Raw genomic sequence first — 14,697 nt, forward strand, 5'->3', positions numbered from 1 at the left:
GGGGCTTGGCGCAGGGCCCTCTCGTACTGCATGCGCGTGAGGCGGCGTACGAAGAGGATCGCGAGGATCGCCGCCACGATGTCGAGGACATCGGTGAGCAGGACCGAACCGAGGGCGTTCTGGACTTCGTCCGTCGTCTCGGCGCGAGCGTACTGGCGGCTGGCCGTCCAACCGATGAGCAGGGTGGTCACCCACAGCGCCCACCACCAGTTGAGCAGCGCGGCACCGCGCCGGTTCCCGTCCGAGCTGGCTTTCCAGATGTCGAGGGCGATCCGGCGCGGGAACCACAGGTTGACCACCGGGCAGAACCAGCCGCCGATCGTCCAGCCGCGCTTCTTCTCGTGGTACTCGGGGGCGAACACCTCTGCGTTGACCCGCACCCGGTAGAACCAGACGAGGAACACCACCGCGGTCGCGATCAGCGCCACGGTCTGCGCGATCCCGGCCAGCGCGTACCAGAGGTCGACGCTGTTGACCTCCCGTTCGGTCACAGCGCCGGAGCCGGGTGTGTCCAGCCGGTTCACCACGTCGATCGACCGGTAGCCCGCCCAGACGGCGAGGGCGTCGGTGACGATGACGACGGCCAAGAGCATCGAGACCGCCTTCGACAGCCCGACGGGCGAACGGAGAACAGCCGAAGGGCCAGGCTGGTACGGCGGGCCGGGCGGCGGCGGTGCTGCGGGCATGGCGGACATGCGGAAACCCCCCACGGGTTTGGGATCACGGTGTGGTCGCGCGACCGGCCGCCTCTCCCTGACGGCCCGCGCGCAACGGGAACCTATGTGATGCGGATCCGCTGCGTCCACCGCAAAAGCTACGATAAAAACCCAGGTCACCGGCTTTTCCGACAGCTCATCCGACAGCTCAGGAACGACCTTGCGGCTCAATGCGGCGACGGCACCGCCGGGCGGGCCCTCTCCGTTCTCCCGGACCGGTCAACGTGGACAAGTGCCGGGACTGCCTCCCGCCCGGCTGCATGACCGGTGGCACTGCGCGCTCACGCTTCCCTCGGGGCGGCGCCCACATGAGGGTGATTCAGGCGCCGCTGGGGCATGCCCCGTTCAAGCTCACCGCCGACGCGTACACGCACGAGAACGGCCTCCTCGGGTGAGAATCCACTCCGAGGAGGCCGTTCACCGCTGTTTGGAACGGAAGCCTGATCGCAGTAGGGAGCGGGGCGCGTTGGAGGGCCTTCGCCGGGACCTGTCGGCGATCCTGGGGAACCATGCGGATGCTGCTCCTGGTCGTCTTGGTGCTCGCCGTCGTAAACGCGGTCAACAACCGGTTGGCCCCCGGCCTCTACGTGCCGGTCTGCGTCACCACGGCGGCGCTGCTCGTGCTGATCGCGCGGCTCTCCGGACTGACGGCGGACGATCTGGGGCTTGGCAGGGGCTCCGTCCGCCGCGGACTGCGATGGGGGCTGATCGTGGCCACTGCCTTCGTCGCGGTGTACCTGGCGGGGCTCGCCGTGCCGTTCACCCGGGATGTCTTCCAGGACCAGCGCGCCGCGGGTCTGACCGTCGGCGAGCTGGTGTACCGGGTCCTGGTCCGCGTGCCGCTCGGCACGGTGCTGCTGGAGGAGATCGCCTTCCGTGGTGTGCTGTGGGCGATGGTGGAACGACGGTGGGGTCATCTCTGGGCGACGACTTTCTCCTCTTTCCTCTTCGGCCTGTGGCACGTCCTGCCGTCGCGCGGGTTGACTCGCGCCAACGCGGCGGCCGAGGCCGTCTTCGGCGCTGGTTCCGTCGGCGTGGTCCTGTCGGTGGTGGCGGCTGTCGTCGGGACGGCCCTCGCGGGGGTCCTGTTCTGCGAGCTCCGCCGCCGGTCGGGGAGCCTGATTCCGCCCATGGCGCTGCATTTTGCGCTGAACAGCGCGGGGTACGTGCTGGCCTGGGCGGCGGGACGCTGGTGGGGTTCCCCGTAGCGCCTTCCGGGCTCTGAGTCCACGGCGCCGGCTGGCCGCGGGCGCTGCGCTACGGGCTGGGCGCTTGGAGCATACGGGCGTGTACCGATACGGTCAGGCCGACGGCCCAGATCTCCTTGATGAAGGCGGTCACCTCGTCCAGATCCGCTTCGTTCGGCTTGTAGCTCCGCGTGGGAGGCAGTGCCGGGGGCGCCGGCTTGGGCTCGGTGCTCTTCTTGCGGCCTCGCGGCTTGAGGCCTTCGCGCTCTCCGGCGCGGAGTCGCTCAATGGCGTCAGGCAGTACGGTCCGGCCGCGTTGCTCGGCGTCCTCCAGGACCGTGTCGAGCAGCCGCAGCGGGGACCCGGAAATGACGGCGTCCTCCGCGGCGAAGCTGTTGCGTGCCCGCCACTGGTAGATGTCGCCGTACTTCTTGCCGAAGATCCAGGGGGATCTCCTTCAGGCCGATGACCGGCGGGAAGTCGTCCGCCTTGTCGACGACGTACCAGCCGCGCCGCTCGGCCTTGAACGTCTTGAGGCGCTGCGTGCTGGCCTCACGGACGTGCGGCTCTGCGAGGCTGAGAACGGTGGGAAGGAACCAGTACGGGTTCCCGGAGACGACGAAGTCGGGGTCGGGCAGAACCCCACGCGCCCGCCACAGCTGCGACGTCTGCCGTTCCACGCCGTAGAGGGACGCGATCTCCGAGTGCCCCAGCAGGTAGGGGAACGCTCCCGCTGAAGGCTTGACGCGTCAAGCTTAGTTGGGCGGGCGGCGCGCGGTCCTTCTGGGGGCCAGCAGCTCACGCGGAGCGGGTCGATCGCATGTCCGGTGGTTGATGAACGACGGAGCGCTCACCTACCTTGGGCCCTTTCCTTTGTGGAAGTGACGCCCCGGGATTCTGACTCGCACTCTGGTCCGGGGCGCCGTCATGTCCGACGGCTGCCAGCGAGTCTTGCCTTCTGGCGTGGTGACCTTGTTCAACGGCCGATGACGTCATTCGCTCCAAGCGGACTTGTCCGTCGCCTTGATGCAGTACTTGTCCCACGTGCGTGACTCCTGCGTGGACGGTACGGCGCACGCGTTGACGCTGAAGGACTCCTCAACGACAGACATGTCCGTGAAGCGGTCCTGCCCGTATTCGACCACCGCACTCTGGGCCGAGCCTCCGTCCACCCGCTGAGTCACCGCATCGCCTGCTTTCGCCTGCAGGACCCGCGCCCAGACCACCCCGCAGTGCTTGCTGTAGCGGAGGTGCAGTCGCACCGGGTTGTCCTGCTGCGGCTCAAAGGTCACCGCGTCGGCCGCGCAGCCATGTGTCTGCGGGCTCTTGCCGTCGCACCCGGCGCCAGGGCACTCGGGCTCCGTGGGCGTGAGCAAGTGAGTAAGGAGGACTGGTACGACTCCACCGACCAGCGCGACCGCGAGCGCGGTGATGACGGCGTTCCTGGCGGACGCGCGGATCCATTCCCACGCCGATCGCAGGCGCGGCGCTGCGCTGGTGCGCAGACTGCTTCCCAGATTTCGGAGCCGCTCGACACTGAAGGGGTTGGCCACTGGGAGCTCCTCTGCAAGGGCGATCAACAGACCTTGTGCTCTTACGAGTTCGCTGTGATACCAGTATCCGGTGGGCAGGGTCGTTTGCCGATTGAGTTTCCGTGGGAGCCCACGTCGATCAGGTGCCGACCGTCCGCATCAGCACAATGACCACCGACGAGATCGCCGCGAGCGCAGCGATCGTGGGCAGCGGCCAGCGGTTCTTTTCCAAGGAGGCCATACGTGCCTCAAGGTCCGCTAGCTCTTTATCGGTCTGGTCCGAGCGCTGAAGGGGCAGGGCGAGCTGACCGTCGATGCGGCTGAGACCGAGCTCCAAAGCGCGGCACAACTCGGCCAATGCCAGGGCGACTTCACTGTCCGGCACGTCCACTTCTCCTTCCGCTCTTGATTCCGTACGTGGCTGACCGGCGCCTCACCTGGTTCCGTTCGCTGGGTCGGCTTTCTTGGGTAGCCCAGAGCCCGTGCCCCAGTGGCCGAGGACCGCGCCGAGCGCGGACTTCAGGGCGGCGAGCGCGGCGGGCAGGGCGTAGACCGTGGCCGACTGCCACGTCGAGAGGTTCACCAGGTCGGTGGCCTGCGTGGCGGCGATGAGCCCGAGGAACGTCTGCATGTACGTGGCCAGAGTGCGCTCGGCGGCATCGGCGAGGGTCTGTGACATCGTGTCGGGCTGCTGGTCCTTGGGTGAGTTGGTGGCCGGTTCGGTAGGGCGGCGACGGGCGTCGCTGTCACCGGGACCGGGACCGGGACCGGGGACGGGGCCTGATCGGCGACGCGGGGCCTGTCCCAGGTGTCCTTTCCGGGGATGCCGTCCGCTCCGGCACCCCGGTGGCCGCACTTGAGCTGCCAGGCGGCGTACGAGCGACGTTGGGCGTCGTTCCACTTCGAGCCGGACCCTTGCGGGTAGCTGTCACAGGCCTCGGCGACCAGGCGCTTTCCCATGGCGGCGATGAGTGCCGAGGAGCGGCCTGGCCGGAAGTGGCCTGCTCCGGGGAACGGTTCGTACCGGGGCTGCGGAGTGGCCGAGCGCCGGAGAAGCGGTCGTCATCTCTGTCGGTTTTCGCGGGCTTCCGCTTCTGCTCGTCGTCGGAGGCGTCCTGCGTGTCGGACTTGCCTGGCTTCCACTCCTTGTGGCCGATCACGCTGTGTTCGTTCCAGCCGTGTGCCTTGCAGATCGCGGCAGCCGCGCGTGCCATCGCGTCGACTTGAGCTGCAGGCCAGTTCTGGCCGCGCCCGGAGTTGATGCACTCGAAGCCGTAGAAGTGCCGGTTGCCGTCTGCGTCAGGCTCGTTGTCGTTCGGGAGCTTCTCCTTCTCCTCCATGACGGCGAGCAGGACGCCGGTGTCGCCCATACCGGCATGGTTGGCCCGCCCGTACCCGACGAGGTGGACGGTGCCGGAGCGGTCGACGACTCCGTGACAGAGGGGCCCGGGCAGGTCGTTGTAGCCGTTGCGGCACAGCTCGACCATGTCGTCCTCGGAGGAGTAGCCACCGGTGTGGTGGATCATCACCCCGTTCATGGGGCCCCAGTTGCCGTGGGTGTTGCGGCTGCGGGTGCGCCACTTGCCGTGTTCTACGACGCCGAGGTGCGCGTTCTTGAGGGCGGACAGGAACTTGTCCGCGGGGAGGGGAGCAGCCACCTGCGCATGCCTTCAGCCAGTGCCTGGTGGGTAGTTGGCCGCGGCCCGGGGTGGTCCGGGTGCGGTCCCTCGGTGAGCTGGTGGTTCGTACAACGGGTGGAGGGTCACCGGTTGTGCCCGGAGTCTCAGCCTGTTCGTTGGTCTGGAGTCTGGGGCGGCCGTCTCTGGGGACTACCTGCGGAAATCTGAGTACGGCAGCGGATGCGGACCAGCGGTTGAGATTCGTAACGTCGTCCGCATGACGAAGTCGGAAGTCCCAGATGGTGCCGCTCCTACCGAGACCGAGGCCTCGGATAACGAGGTCGCGGTGGACATGGTTGCCCGGGTCATGCTGGCTGTGCTGACCCTGGGATTCGGCTTCGCCGTGAAGTTGTTCGGCCCGCTGCTGGCCATTGCGTGTGACAGCTGCCAGGACGGCGTGCGCACCATGCGGTTCGCCGGAGTGATCGAGTTCCTGTCCGGTTACGTGCTGCTTCCGGTCACCTTGGCGGCGGCCGTCGCCTTCCTGATCCCTGACGGTGGCGTCAAGGCGGGCGCCATCGGCCTTTGTGTCCTTGGCATGTTGTTCTTCGTGATGCTGGCCCTGGGGCAGGTTGCGGCATGAGGCGGAGCTTCAAGATTCATGCCGGTATCGCCGCCGGTTACAGCGTGATCCTGCTGGTGCTCGCCTCGCTGACGCTGTTGCCACAGCCGTTGGTGCTGCCGGATTCTCCGTGGCTGGTGGCAGGGATTGTGGGACCGGTGATTCCGCTGGTCGCGGGAGCCGTAATTCGCGGAAATCTCGGTGGGAGCATCGACCGGCGGACGACGGGAATTGTCTTTCAGCAGCTGCCGCTCAAGTTGCGCCTGGCAATGGGGTCTCTGGTCATCGCGGGCTTTGCGCTGACCTTCACCGCCGTCCAGTCAGGAGACCGGCAGTCTCCGGAAGTCGTGGATGGCCGGTACTTCGTGTTTGACACGACGCCTGGCGAGCGCGGTCACGTCGAGGTCTCTCGCAGCGAATACGAAGCAGCGCGGACGGTCGACCAGCGCACTCTCCTCGCCGTACCGGGCACGATGGCCGCGGGCGCCAGCGGCCGTGGTCGTCATCATCGGCGAGGTGCGGCGACGGCAGAGCGCTGAGCAGCCCACCATCAGTTGTCGTTGATGACAATTGAGTAGGGAGCTGAGTACGACCTCCCATGCGGCCTCTGCCCGAGCGCCGAAAGCTGAGGCCATGACAACGCCGCCCGTACCCACGCCGCCTTCTGGATTCCCTCCGCCTCCGTACAACACCAGCTTCCCTGCTGCCCCTTCGTTCCCGCCTCCCCCTTCGCCGCAGCCTCAACGGGCACTGCGCGTCGGCATCATCGTCGGCCTGGTCCTTGTCCTTCTCGCTGCCGCGGGAGTCGCGTGGTGGATGTGGCAAGACCCCCTGGCCGGAAACCCGCGGGTGACGGATAAGTCGGCAGGCATTTCCTACGGCGTCCCCGATGACTGGAAGCAGCGGAAGGGGGAACTCATCAAGCCCTTCACCTCGACCATCGGCAAGAAGCCCGAGGGGGACGGGATAGGAAGCACTGTCATCGCCGGCCCCGGCGGCGCCATCCCGGAAGCCGAGCTGAAGCGGACCACTGAGGAAGCCGCTTGGAACAACGGGGTGTTCTTCTACCCGAACGGCGACTCGACCATGAAGAAGTCGGAGTCCACCACGGTGGACGGCCGTCCCGCGCACACAGTGACCACGGCCGTGGAGGACGGGGAGGGCGGCAAGGTGCACCTGCAGATCACGATCGTCGCCCTCGACGGCAGTCAGTCCGCGTTCGTCCTCGGGCTCGTCGACCCGCTGGGTTCTCCGGATGAGGAGGTTGTAGACGCCGTGCTGGCCAGCGTCGAGGTCCTATGAAGGGTTTCGGGTCTTCGTTCCAGATCGCGGGCAGTCGCGCTGGTCTCGGACCAGGCATCGATGTGCGTGCACCTGCCGCTGCTTGGCGGCGACCTTATCGGCCCGGGCATCTTCGTGGTCGGCGCTCGTACACGAGCATGCGCGGCGCCCCCTTGCAGATCTTCCGTCTGACGCACCGCTCGTCTCGCTGCGGCTGGCGTGCAACCCGCAGCGAGCCTTCACGCCTCCTGTTTAGGTGGTGCGGTGGGCGTACTCGGCGGTCTCGGTCAGCAGGTGCCGCTGTTGCTCACCGGTCCGGCGGCGGGCGGCACGGTCGGGCTGGGCACGGCGTGCCTTTCGCCGGGTGCGGCGGCGCAGCAGGCCCGGGTCGTGGCCGTGAGCACGCAGATGGTCGGCGGCCGCGCGTCTGAAGCGGTGGCGCAGGGAGAGGTAGACGGCCATGGCGACGACGAAGGCCAGCAGGGCGCGGAGCGTGCCTCCCGGACCGGTGGCGATCAGTGGCGAGTCGAAGAACAGGTGCAGCGCCATGGCCAGCGCGATCAGGGCCACCCCGCGTACCACCGCCCACCGCTGGGCGCGGCGGGCGATCAGATAGCCGAGGCCGGTTCCGGCCAGGGCGCTCATCGCCCAGTGCGAGGACAGGGCGGTGAGGAACCGTTCGTACAGGAAGGTCACCACCGTGGTGGTGGTGCCCGTGCCGCCGGTGGCCTCGGCGCTCTGGATGCCGTAGATGACGTTCTCGGTGACCTGGAAGCCGAATCCGGCGAAGGCGCCGAGGACGAATCCGTCCAGCGGGCCGCGCACCCGGGGCGCCAGGGCCAGGGCGAGCAGCAGCACTCCGGCGATTTTGAGCAGCTCCTCGTTGACGGGGGCGGACAGGGCGTCCCGCCACGCGGACCCGGTCTCCAGGCCGAGCACGCGGGACCAGATCGAGGTGAGGCCGCCGTTGGCCAGCACGGCGAAGCCGGTGGCGGGCAGCAGCCCCCAGGCCAGGCAGGCGGCGGCGCTGCGGCGGTCGGCGGGTACCAGGGGGTTCAGCCGGCGCAGCAGCCACCAGCCGATGGCGGCGAACACCGCGCATACGGCGATTGCGGTCAGGGTCTGGCTGGGGAAGACGATGACGGAGCGGGCGAAGGTGCGGGCCAGCAGTGCCGTGCCCACCGCGGCGATGACGGCGACGGCGAGGAGGACTGCACCGCGCGGCCGGGCGGTGGGGGCAGGGCCGGGGTGTGTGGTCACGGCGCCTCCTTCACGTCGAGTGAGCCGACCAGGGCGCGGGCGGCGGCCCGGTCCCCGGCAGCGGCGTCCGGGGGGCCGAGTACGGCGGTGGTGACCGACCACTGGTCGCCCTTGGGGGCGACGACGGTCAGGGTGCCGACATCGCCGCCGCCGCTGACGCGCCCGACGCGGGCGGGAAGGCCATCGACCGTGGCGGGCTGAGCGGGGCCGAGCGTCCGGTCGGCGAGGCGGAGCAGGGCGGCAGCCCCGGCCCAGGCGTCGGAGTCCTCCGCGGCCAGCACGGCGTAGGAGAAGATGACGTCGACCTCGCCGCGGGTGAGGCGGTACGAGATATCGGCGGTGCTGTCCGACTCGGACATCTCCCAGCCACGGTGGGGGACGGTCACCCGCGCCTCGTCCCCGAGGGGGAAATGGGTGCCGGGCCGGACAGGTTCACCGTCGGGGAGGGCCGAGGCGATCCACGACCAGCCCCAGGTGAGGAACGCGATGCCCACCACCACCGCGGCGACCCCGGGCCATGGAAGCCTGACGTGACGTCGGAGCCGGGAAACGTTCATGGGGCGACCCTAGGGAGGATCCGACGCCTCGGCTCTGAGGCGTGCCGACCGAATGGGGATCGCGATCGAGTGATCGCCCCAGTCCGGTCGCTGCCCGGCGCGGAACGGTCTGGGGCGTCTGCGGGCCCGTGCGGGATGGCTGGCGGTGACAGATGACGACAGGGGCCGACCGCCACAGCCTCGTTCTCTCCGGAGGGCAGGTGCTGTCCGCCGTTCAATCTCGCAGGTAGCCCAGCAGTCGGCGTCGTTCCGTCATTGGCCGTGCGGCGCGTCCAACCTGCACGTCGGTCCGTCCAGCGAGAGCACTGACGCCCTGACCCGGCTGCGGCCGGGCACCCGTAGAAGCAGTTGTCCCTCCGGGGTGGCTTCGACGTACAGCAGGCGCCCGCTGTCCGAGGGCGCGATGAGCGTGCGCGGTACCTGGGGTCGATAGTCCTTGGGAAGCAGGCCGATCAGGGTGTTGTCGTAGGCGCGATCCTCGGCGAGGCCGATCACGCCCGAGAGGTCGAGCATGTCGAGTGGCGTCACCCGGATCTGCGGTCTGCGGGACGGGTCCGGGATTGTCCTTTCGCCGGTGAGGGGGACGTCCCGCCATGCGGTGATGGGGTGCCTGCCCTCGTACGTGATGTGCGGCTCGTGTAGCCGGATCAGTACGTCGTCGCCGATCGCCCACGAGCCGAAGGGGGCGGAGGGGTGGTCGCGTACGTCGAGCTCCGTGAGCGTGGTCAACTCCTGGTGGAGAAGGCGTTGTTCGCGTGCCCGTTGGCGCAGTCGAGCGGCGTCCTTGTCCGAGGTCTCCAGGCGGTGTTCCAGACGCAGGCGGCCATCGCGAACGGTGTCAATGACGTGAGGCCGTTTGCGGCCGTCGCCGGCGCCGAGGGCGAACGGTCTGCGCGTATGCGTCGGCGTCGAGGACTACCTGTGAGGTGGTGGCGATGTTGATGCCGCCATCGTGAGGACGGTGTCCTCGCGGTGGCGGCCCAAGCGGGGACCGCCGAGGTGGATGCGATGTGCTGGGCGTTCGTCGCCCCAGTGGACCGAATCGGTCCACTCCGGGCCGTCGTCCAGATCGGCAAGTTCGTCGATGACCTCGCCGAGGTTGCGTGCCTCGGACTTCGCCAGGACGTACGGGGACTTGGACGTGCCCGTCTTCGTACGCGAGCGGGTGTCGTCCACCATGACGCCGAGGTCACCGTCCGGCTGATCCTGCGCGTACGCCCACACGTCGCGGATGATCTGGCAGAGGTCGGCCTCGATGTACGGCCCGCGGCCGTCCAGGTTGCCGTGGAGGCCGTAGCGGCGGTGAGGGTACGAGCCGAAGCCCGCGTCCGTCCCGCTCGACGTACAGCAGCGTGTTGCCGGGGTCCAGGAACTCGCAGCGGGGAAGAGTTGCGCCTTCTGGGCGCGGCGTGTCTAAGGCTCCCGGTGCAGAATCGCCAGTACTCCTACAAGGATTCGATCCCTGTTGAGCTCGACGGGCTGCGCAAGGACGGGCTGAAATGCAGAAGGAAGCACAACGTCGCCCAGTCCGTCATCATTGTCGGATCGCTGAGCGGAACGGCTGTCACGGCCCTTGCCGATACGCCGCCGCCGCTCAAGTGCTGGGCGATGGCATCACGTTCGCTGTCGGCGTGGCAGCAGCATTCATTGGATATTGTAAGTGGCGCGAGCTGGCCTTCTATCTCCAGCAGACCGCGGATGACATTGAACGCCATGCCAACGCCTTCGATTCGCCCCGACGGAACGGATTCCGGGCCATCGGCTCGCGTCAGAGGGGGCTAGAGATCACGAGCTCCCTCTACGCAGCACGACGCCGGGTGAGTCAATGTCGGTGATTGAGGCGTAGCGCCATGAATGTCGGTTCTTGCGTGTGGGGGCATCAGTGCGAACGGTCGTCCACAGGCTGAAGGTCCTTGTCCTCAAACGGCATTCCTGGCGGACTCAAGATAGGCCCATGCCTTCGTGCCGGACATGAGAGTCACCTCGACGCGCGCGTAGTCGTCGACCTCATAGTCGTCTGCCGCGGCCAGCTCCTTATCGGACAGTTTCACCACGGCACCCTCGACCGCGTCAGCGGGATCGTCCGACGGTATGACGAGCAGGTGTCGGTCGGTGCCGCTGACCGCGACGACGTCAGGGTCCGTGATCCGGATCTCCGTCGTGCGGTATCCGGGCAGCGCGTCGCTGTGGCCTTGAAGAAGGCGACCGAAGCGTGAGAGTTGGACGTCGCGCATCTGCAGCGTCCCGTAGGTGAATAGGGAGTGGGGGGTGGCAAGAGTCATATCGGTGGCACCTGCGTTTGTGTAGTCAAGGAGGGCGGCAAGGCTAGCAAGCGCAAGTCATGGCGACCTCTCGCCTTTGTATAGTCGGCCTGAGCTGGTACTGGGAGGGGCAGCTCTGCGCGATGACGGCCTCGGCAGTCCCCACCTGTTGCGGGTCACGAGGTTGATGAGGTTTGCCTGATCAGCGGATCTCGTTGTCGGGGTGTTCGCTGTCGTAGGTCTCACGGGCGCGGGCGATGTGGGCCCGGTGTTCGAGTGACCAGTCGGCGAGTGCCTTGACGAGGTGGGTCAGGCTCGCGCCCGTCTCGGTGAGCCGGTAGTCGACCTGGGCCGGCACGGTCGGATATACGGTCCGAAGGGCCAGGCCGTCTCGCTCCAGCCGTCGCACCGTAAGGGTCAGCATGCGCTGGGAGATCCCATCGATGGCGCGCTGAAGTTGCCGGAAGCGCCGCGGGCCGCCTGCGAGCTCGACGATGACGAGGACCGACCACTTGTCACCGACCCGGTCGAGGACATCGCGGATTCCGCAGTCGGGGTGGTGCTGCTGTCCGCAGGGTTCGAGTTCAGCGGGTTCAGCGGTTACCTCGGTGTGCGTCACTGACACGAAACTGCCTCCTTGTGCGGCGACCTGGGCCGGTTGAAGATCTCACCGTAGTTACTGAAGAGAACCACGGTGGGAGACAGAACCACAATGATCATGGTGACCGGCGCGAACGGACAGCTCGCCTCTCTCACGCTCAAGGAGTTGGCCGAGCGCCACGTGCCCGCCCTGGGCGGCACTCGATCGCCCGCAGAAGGGCAGCGGCGACTCGACTTCGACGACCCCACGAGCCTCGACCTCACCGGCGTTTCTACGCTGGTCCTCGTCTCGGCGGGGTACGCCGAGGACGACCAGGTCATCACCCGGCACCGGGCGGCTCTGGACGCTGCGGTGCGCGATGGCGTGAGCCACGTCGTGTACACCAGCCTGACCGGCGATGGTGACCATCTTGGCTTCGCCCTCGCCCATCGGGCAACCGAGCAGCTGATCAAGGCCAGCGGACTTGGGTGGACGGTCCTGCGCAACGGGCTCTACGCCGAACTCTTCGGGGCGCTCCTGACCTGGACCGCTGACGGCGTGGAATCGGCGTTCGGCGACGGAGCGCTCGCCGCTGTGGCGCGGGCGGACCTGGGCGAGGCCGCAGCCGTCGTGGCCAGCAATCCGACCGCGCACGCCGGCAAGACCTACGACCTGGTCGGCGAACCGATCACCGCCGTCGACATCGCCGAATCCCTCGGAGTCGCCCACCAGACCATCGGGCTCGGGGAGTACCGGGCCCAACTCCTCGCTGACGACACGCTACTGCCGTTCCAGCCGCCGATGCTCGCCTCGATCGCGACCAGCGTCCGCCACGGGTTCCTCAGCACCACCAGCCCCGACCTCGCCCAACTACTCGGCCGACCCCTCGCCGATCCGCTCACTGTCGCCACGAACACCGCGGCCGCGATGCGCCCCGACGCCGACTGACACGGATGGTTCACCGCAATGCGCCACTGTCCAGTCAGCGTCCCCCGCCGTCGTGACGGCTGGGTCGACCGCGACGACCAGGCGGCCGAGCGGCGGGACGGCTGCGCGGGCATCGCGAAAGCCCTCGACCTGGAACATCCACTCCTTCCGCAACGCGCCCTCGACGTCCTCCAACAGCACGCCGTCCAACTCCTGCTGCCCGAGCCGGGTGCCGCCGTACTCGGAGTCGAGCTCGGCGAGCGCGGCCGCGGAGAGGTTGGCGCGGTTGTCCTCCGTGCGCCCGGTGGTCAGGACGACGCCGGGACGGGAGGCTGATGGTGTCGTACGGCCGCGCTCAACCAGGCGCCGGATGTGGGGGGAGCGGCTTGGGGATGGTGGAGATGACGACCTGCGGGCTCGGGGCCTCAAGCAGGCAGAACCAGAGCATGTCGTACACGGACTGGGCAGTGTGCCGGTTCCACGCCGCGTACTCGTCGAGCCAGCCCTTGTGCCGAAGGCGAAGCCCCGCATGTTGTCGGGCGTCTCGGCGCCGAAGCCGTAGATCGCCGATCCGTCTTCAGTCGGAGGGTCGTCAGGCCGTTTCCCGGGCTGTAGCGGCGGATGTCCTCGGGCGGGATGACCGCGGGCAGGCCGGACTTGGGGGACTCGAAGCAGATCTCCTTGACCAGCGTGGCGTTCGTCGCGACGACCGCGACCATCGTGCCGGGCGTCGAGGCCAGTCTCGTACGGCCTCGGCGGCGCGGGCGTGGTGGTGAAGCCAGCCTGCGTGGGGGAGCCCGTCGCACCCCCGGCGGTCGTAGGCCCAGCGGCGGGCTGCTTGCGCGTCGGCCTCCAGGAGCGCGGTGATCTCGGAGTGCAGTTGGGCATCCGACATATCGGCCGGGTTCGGGGAGGGAGGTGTCGCTGTCCGTCACGATGCGCCGCTGGCCAACGCGCCGATAGGGGATTCGAGTTCACGTCGGAGTTGCTCCATGCGGGCCCGCCGTTCCTCATCGGTCAGACCGGATACGTCTGTTACGTCGGTGGCGGAGGGGCTGTTGGCGGCGGCCTCCGTGAGGTCGATCCCGTACGCCTGGCGCTCGATGCGAACCGTGACCTCCAGCCAGCGGATCACATCGGCCGGGCTGAGCCGGGCGGAATCGAGCTGCTGCAGCTGGGCGACGAGCCCTGCCTGCGCGGTCGAGGCGAGGCGGGCGTGGCGGCGGGCGATCTCGCCAGCGGCTTGCTGCGGTCGGTGCGCCAGAGGCGGTTCTCTTCGCGGTCCCATGCTTCGGCGCGCAACACCCACTGGTGCGCCACTGACCAGCGTTCGATCAGGCTACGGGTCTTGCGCAGGGTGGCGGTGACCTTGCCGAGGCTGCGGGAGAGGCCGAGGTCTCAGTAGCAGGCAAACGCCTCCCACGCGGCGGCCGACTCACCTGGCTGTCGCTCCCACCCCTCGGCGCTGTCCGCCGCCATGGCTCTGTGCTGCTCCTACCTGTGGCTCTCCTGCCCTTGCTGCGCCTCGTACTCGGCCAATTCGGATGGGGTCCCGGCGAAGGCCGGCCCGCAGGACGGTGGCAGCCGAGCGATCACCATCGACAGTGCTTCGTCAATGGTGTCGGCCCATCCGACGAACTCTGAGCGTGCGGGGCCGCCTACCGCCCACCTGCCGTCCTTGGCCGGGGCCACGTAAGGGATGTCCCAGGTCCAGCGTTGCTCGGTGCAGCGGCTGAAGTGCAGCTCCCACATGCCCGTCCATGGGTACAGCTCACGTAGCTCGGGGCGTTCGTATGCCGCCTGTGCCAGCTCCTGATCGACGTGACCCGAAGACAGCACCTGCTGCCATCGAGCCTCCACGATCTCGGCAGCCGCGTAGGGGGACCTCTCGTTGCTCGTCATGAGGAAAGTCTGCCTGTGTCCGTGCTGTGCAACTCGGGGTCCAGGAGACCGAGCTTGTCGAGAAGGGCCCGTACGTCTTCCTGGCGTCGGGTGGGTGATCTGCCCTTGGCACGGCTGGCTACAGGGATGCCTTACGACGTACCTCGACCGGCAGCGGCGTAACCGAGAGTGTGCTGGAGTTGTCCTTTGCCAGGTTCATCCGCCGGCCTCCCGGTCCAAGACCTCGGGTTCCAGGGCCCCTTCAAGGAGCCGA

The 14,697-nt window shown here is 68.1% G+C and carries 19 protein-coding genes and 1 pseudogene; 6 read left to right on the forward strand and 14 right to left on the reverse strand.

The features are described from left to right. The coding region (locus tag QIT00_RS24850) for a DUF4328 domain-containing protein (protein WP_282537609.1) at nt 1–593 on the reverse strand (593 nt) is incomplete at its 3' end. A gap of 632 nt (nt 594–1,225) precedes the next feature. Between QIT00_RS24850 and QIT00_RS24855 the strand changes: the two genes are divergently transcribed. Continuing rightward, on the forward strand, nt 1,226–1,924 hold the full coding sequence (locus QIT00_RS24855) for a CPBP family intramembrane glutamic endopeptidase (protein WP_282537610.1): 699 nt from the start codon (nt 1,226–1,228) through the stop codon (nt 1,922–1,924). 971 nt (nt 1,925–2,895) lie between these two features. Here the strand turns inward: QIT00_RS24855 and QIT00_RS24860 are convergent. The 4 genes and pseudogenes from QIT00_RS24860 to QIT00_RS24875 form a co-directional block, all read right to left on the reverse strand. Next, on the reverse strand, nt 2,896–3,456 hold the full coding sequence (locus tag QIT00_RS24860; protein WP_282537611.1) for a DUF2690 domain-containing protein: 561 nt from the start codon (nt 3,454–3,456) through the stop codon (nt 2,896–2,898). Between the two features lie 118 nt (nt 3,457–3,574). Continuing rightward, nucleotides 3,575–3,820 carry a hypothetical protein gene (locus tag QIT00_RS24865; RefSeq protein ID WP_408909849.1) on the reverse strand — a complete coding sequence of 82 codons (246 nt, stop codon included), beginning with the start codon at nt 3,818–3,820 and terminating at the stop codon, nt 3,575–3,577. Between the two features lie 48 nt (nt 3,821–3,868). Then, the gene (locus QIT00_RS24870; RefSeq protein WP_282537695.1) at nt 3,869–4,114 is read right to left on the reverse strand and encodes a hypothetical protein; all 246 of its coding nucleotides are present in this window, start codon (nt 4,112–4,114) and stop codon (nt 3,869–3,871) included. 101 nt (nt 4,115–4,215) lie between these two features. Beyond that, nucleotides 4,216–5,093, reverse strand: a pseudogene (locus tag QIT00_RS24875) (peptidoglycan-binding protein); the annotation flags it as partial. 238 nt (nt 5,094–5,331) lie between these two features. On the opposite strand from QIT00_RS24875, the gene QIT00_RS24880 reads away from it, so the two are divergent. The 3 genes from QIT00_RS24880 to QIT00_RS24890 all read left to right on the forward strand — a co-directional run bounded on the left by QIT00_RS24880 (nt 5,332) and on the right by QIT00_RS24890 (nt 6,978). Continuing rightward, nucleotides 5,332–5,697 carry a hypothetical protein gene (locus QIT00_RS24880; protein WP_282537613.1) on the forward strand — a complete coding sequence of 122 codons (366 nt, stop codon included), beginning with the start codon at nt 5,332–5,334 and terminating at the stop codon, nt 5,695–5,697. Then, entirely contained in the window at nt 5,694–6,215 is a 522-nt protein-coding gene (locus QIT00_RS24885; protein WP_282537614.1) for a hypothetical protein, read from the forward strand. Before QIT00_RS24880 ends, QIT00_RS24885 begins: the two co-directional genes overlap by 4 nt. Before the next feature lie 277 nt (nt 6,216–6,492). Next, complete coding sequence (locus QIT00_RS24890; protein ID WP_282537615.1) at nt 6,493–6,978, forward strand: hypothetical protein; 486 nt, start codon at nt 6,493–6,495, stop codon at nt 6,976–6,978. A gap of 231 nt (nt 6,979–7,209) precedes the next feature. On the opposite strand, the gene QIT00_RS24895 is transcribed toward QIT00_RS24890, so the two are convergent. From QIT00_RS24895 to QIT00_RS24925, 7 genes are all read right to left on the reverse strand, one after another. Beyond that, nucleotides 7,210–8,217, reverse strand: a complete 1,008-nt coding sequence (locus QIT00_RS24895) for a PrsW family intramembrane metalloprotease (RefSeq protein WP_282537616.1) — start codon at nt 8,215–8,217, stop codon at nt 7,210–7,212. Then, nucleotides 8,214–8,774, reverse strand: coding sequence for a hypothetical protein (locus tag QIT00_RS24900; RefSeq protein ID WP_282537617.1), 561 nt, complete (start codon nt 8,772–8,774; stop codon nt 8,214–8,216). The genes QIT00_RS24895 and QIT00_RS24900 overlap by 4 nt, the downstream gene beginning before the upstream one ends. A gap of 252 nt (nt 8,775–9,026) precedes the next feature. Next, nucleotides 9,027–9,503 carry a hypothetical protein gene (locus QIT00_RS24905; protein WP_282537618.1) on the reverse strand — a complete coding sequence of 159 codons (477 nt, stop codon included), beginning with the start codon at nt 9,501–9,503 and terminating at the stop codon, nt 9,027–9,029. Between the two features lie 186 nt (nt 9,504–9,689). Continuing rightward, nucleotides 9,690–9,998 carry a hypothetical protein gene (locus tag QIT00_RS24910; RefSeq protein ID WP_282537619.1) on the reverse strand — a complete coding sequence of 103 codons (309 nt, stop codon included), beginning with the start codon at nt 9,996–9,998 and terminating at the stop codon, nt 9,690–9,692. Between the two features lie 221 nt (nt 9,999–10,219). Continuing rightward, entirely contained in the window at nt 10,220–10,489 is a 270-nt protein-coding gene (locus QIT00_RS24915) for a hypothetical protein (protein WP_282537620.1), read from the reverse strand. A gap of 204 nt (nt 10,490–10,693) precedes the next feature. Then, nucleotides 10,694–11,056 carry a gamma-glutamylcyclotransferase family protein gene (locus QIT00_RS24920; protein WP_282537621.1) on the reverse strand — a complete coding sequence of 121 codons (363 nt, stop codon included), beginning with the start codon at nt 11,054–11,056 and terminating at the stop codon, nt 10,694–10,696. A 181-nt stretch (nt 11,057–11,237) separates the two neighbouring features. Next, complete coding sequence (locus QIT00_RS24925; protein WP_282537622.1) at nt 11,238–11,660, reverse strand: winged helix-turn-helix transcriptional regulator; 423 nt, start codon at nt 11,658–11,660, stop codon at nt 11,238–11,240. Nucleotides 11,661–11,747: 87 nt separating this feature from the next. Between QIT00_RS24925 and QIT00_RS24930 the strand changes: the two genes are divergently transcribed. Both QIT00_RS24930 and QIT00_RS24935 read left to right on the forward strand, forming a co-directional pair. Beyond that, a complete protein-coding gene (locus QIT00_RS24930; protein ID WP_282537623.1) occupies nt 11,748–12,563 on the forward strand; it encodes an NAD(P)H-binding protein in 816 nt (271 codons plus the stop codon). An 18-nt stretch (nt 12,564–12,581) separates the two neighbouring features. Next, entirely contained in the window at nt 12,582–12,878 is a 297-nt protein-coding gene (locus QIT00_RS24935) for a hypothetical protein (RefSeq protein ID WP_282537624.1), read from the forward strand. A gap of 595 nt (nt 12,879–13,473) precedes the next feature. Here QIT00_RS24935 and QIT00_RS24940 read toward each other — a convergent pair. Both QIT00_RS24940 and QIT00_RS24945 read right to left on the reverse strand, forming a co-directional pair. Further along, a complete protein-coding gene (locus tag QIT00_RS24940) occupies nt 13,474–13,830 on the reverse strand; it encodes a hypothetical protein (RefSeq protein ID WP_282537625.1) in 357 nt (118 codons plus the stop codon). Between the two features lie 206 nt (nt 13,831–14,036). Then, nucleotides 14,037–14,444 (reverse strand): DUF6193 family natural product biosynthesis protein, encoded by a 408-nt coding sequence (locus tag QIT00_RS24945; RefSeq protein WP_282537626.1) that lies wholly within the window; start codon nt 14,442–14,444, stop codon nt 14,037–14,039. Nucleotides 14,445–14,697 lie beyond the last annotated feature (253 nt).

Source organism: Streptomyces luteolus (assembly GCF_029968015.1).
Classification (GTDB): Bacteria; Actinomycetota; Actinomycetes; order Streptomycetales; family Streptomycetaceae; genus Streptomyces; species Streptomyces luteolus.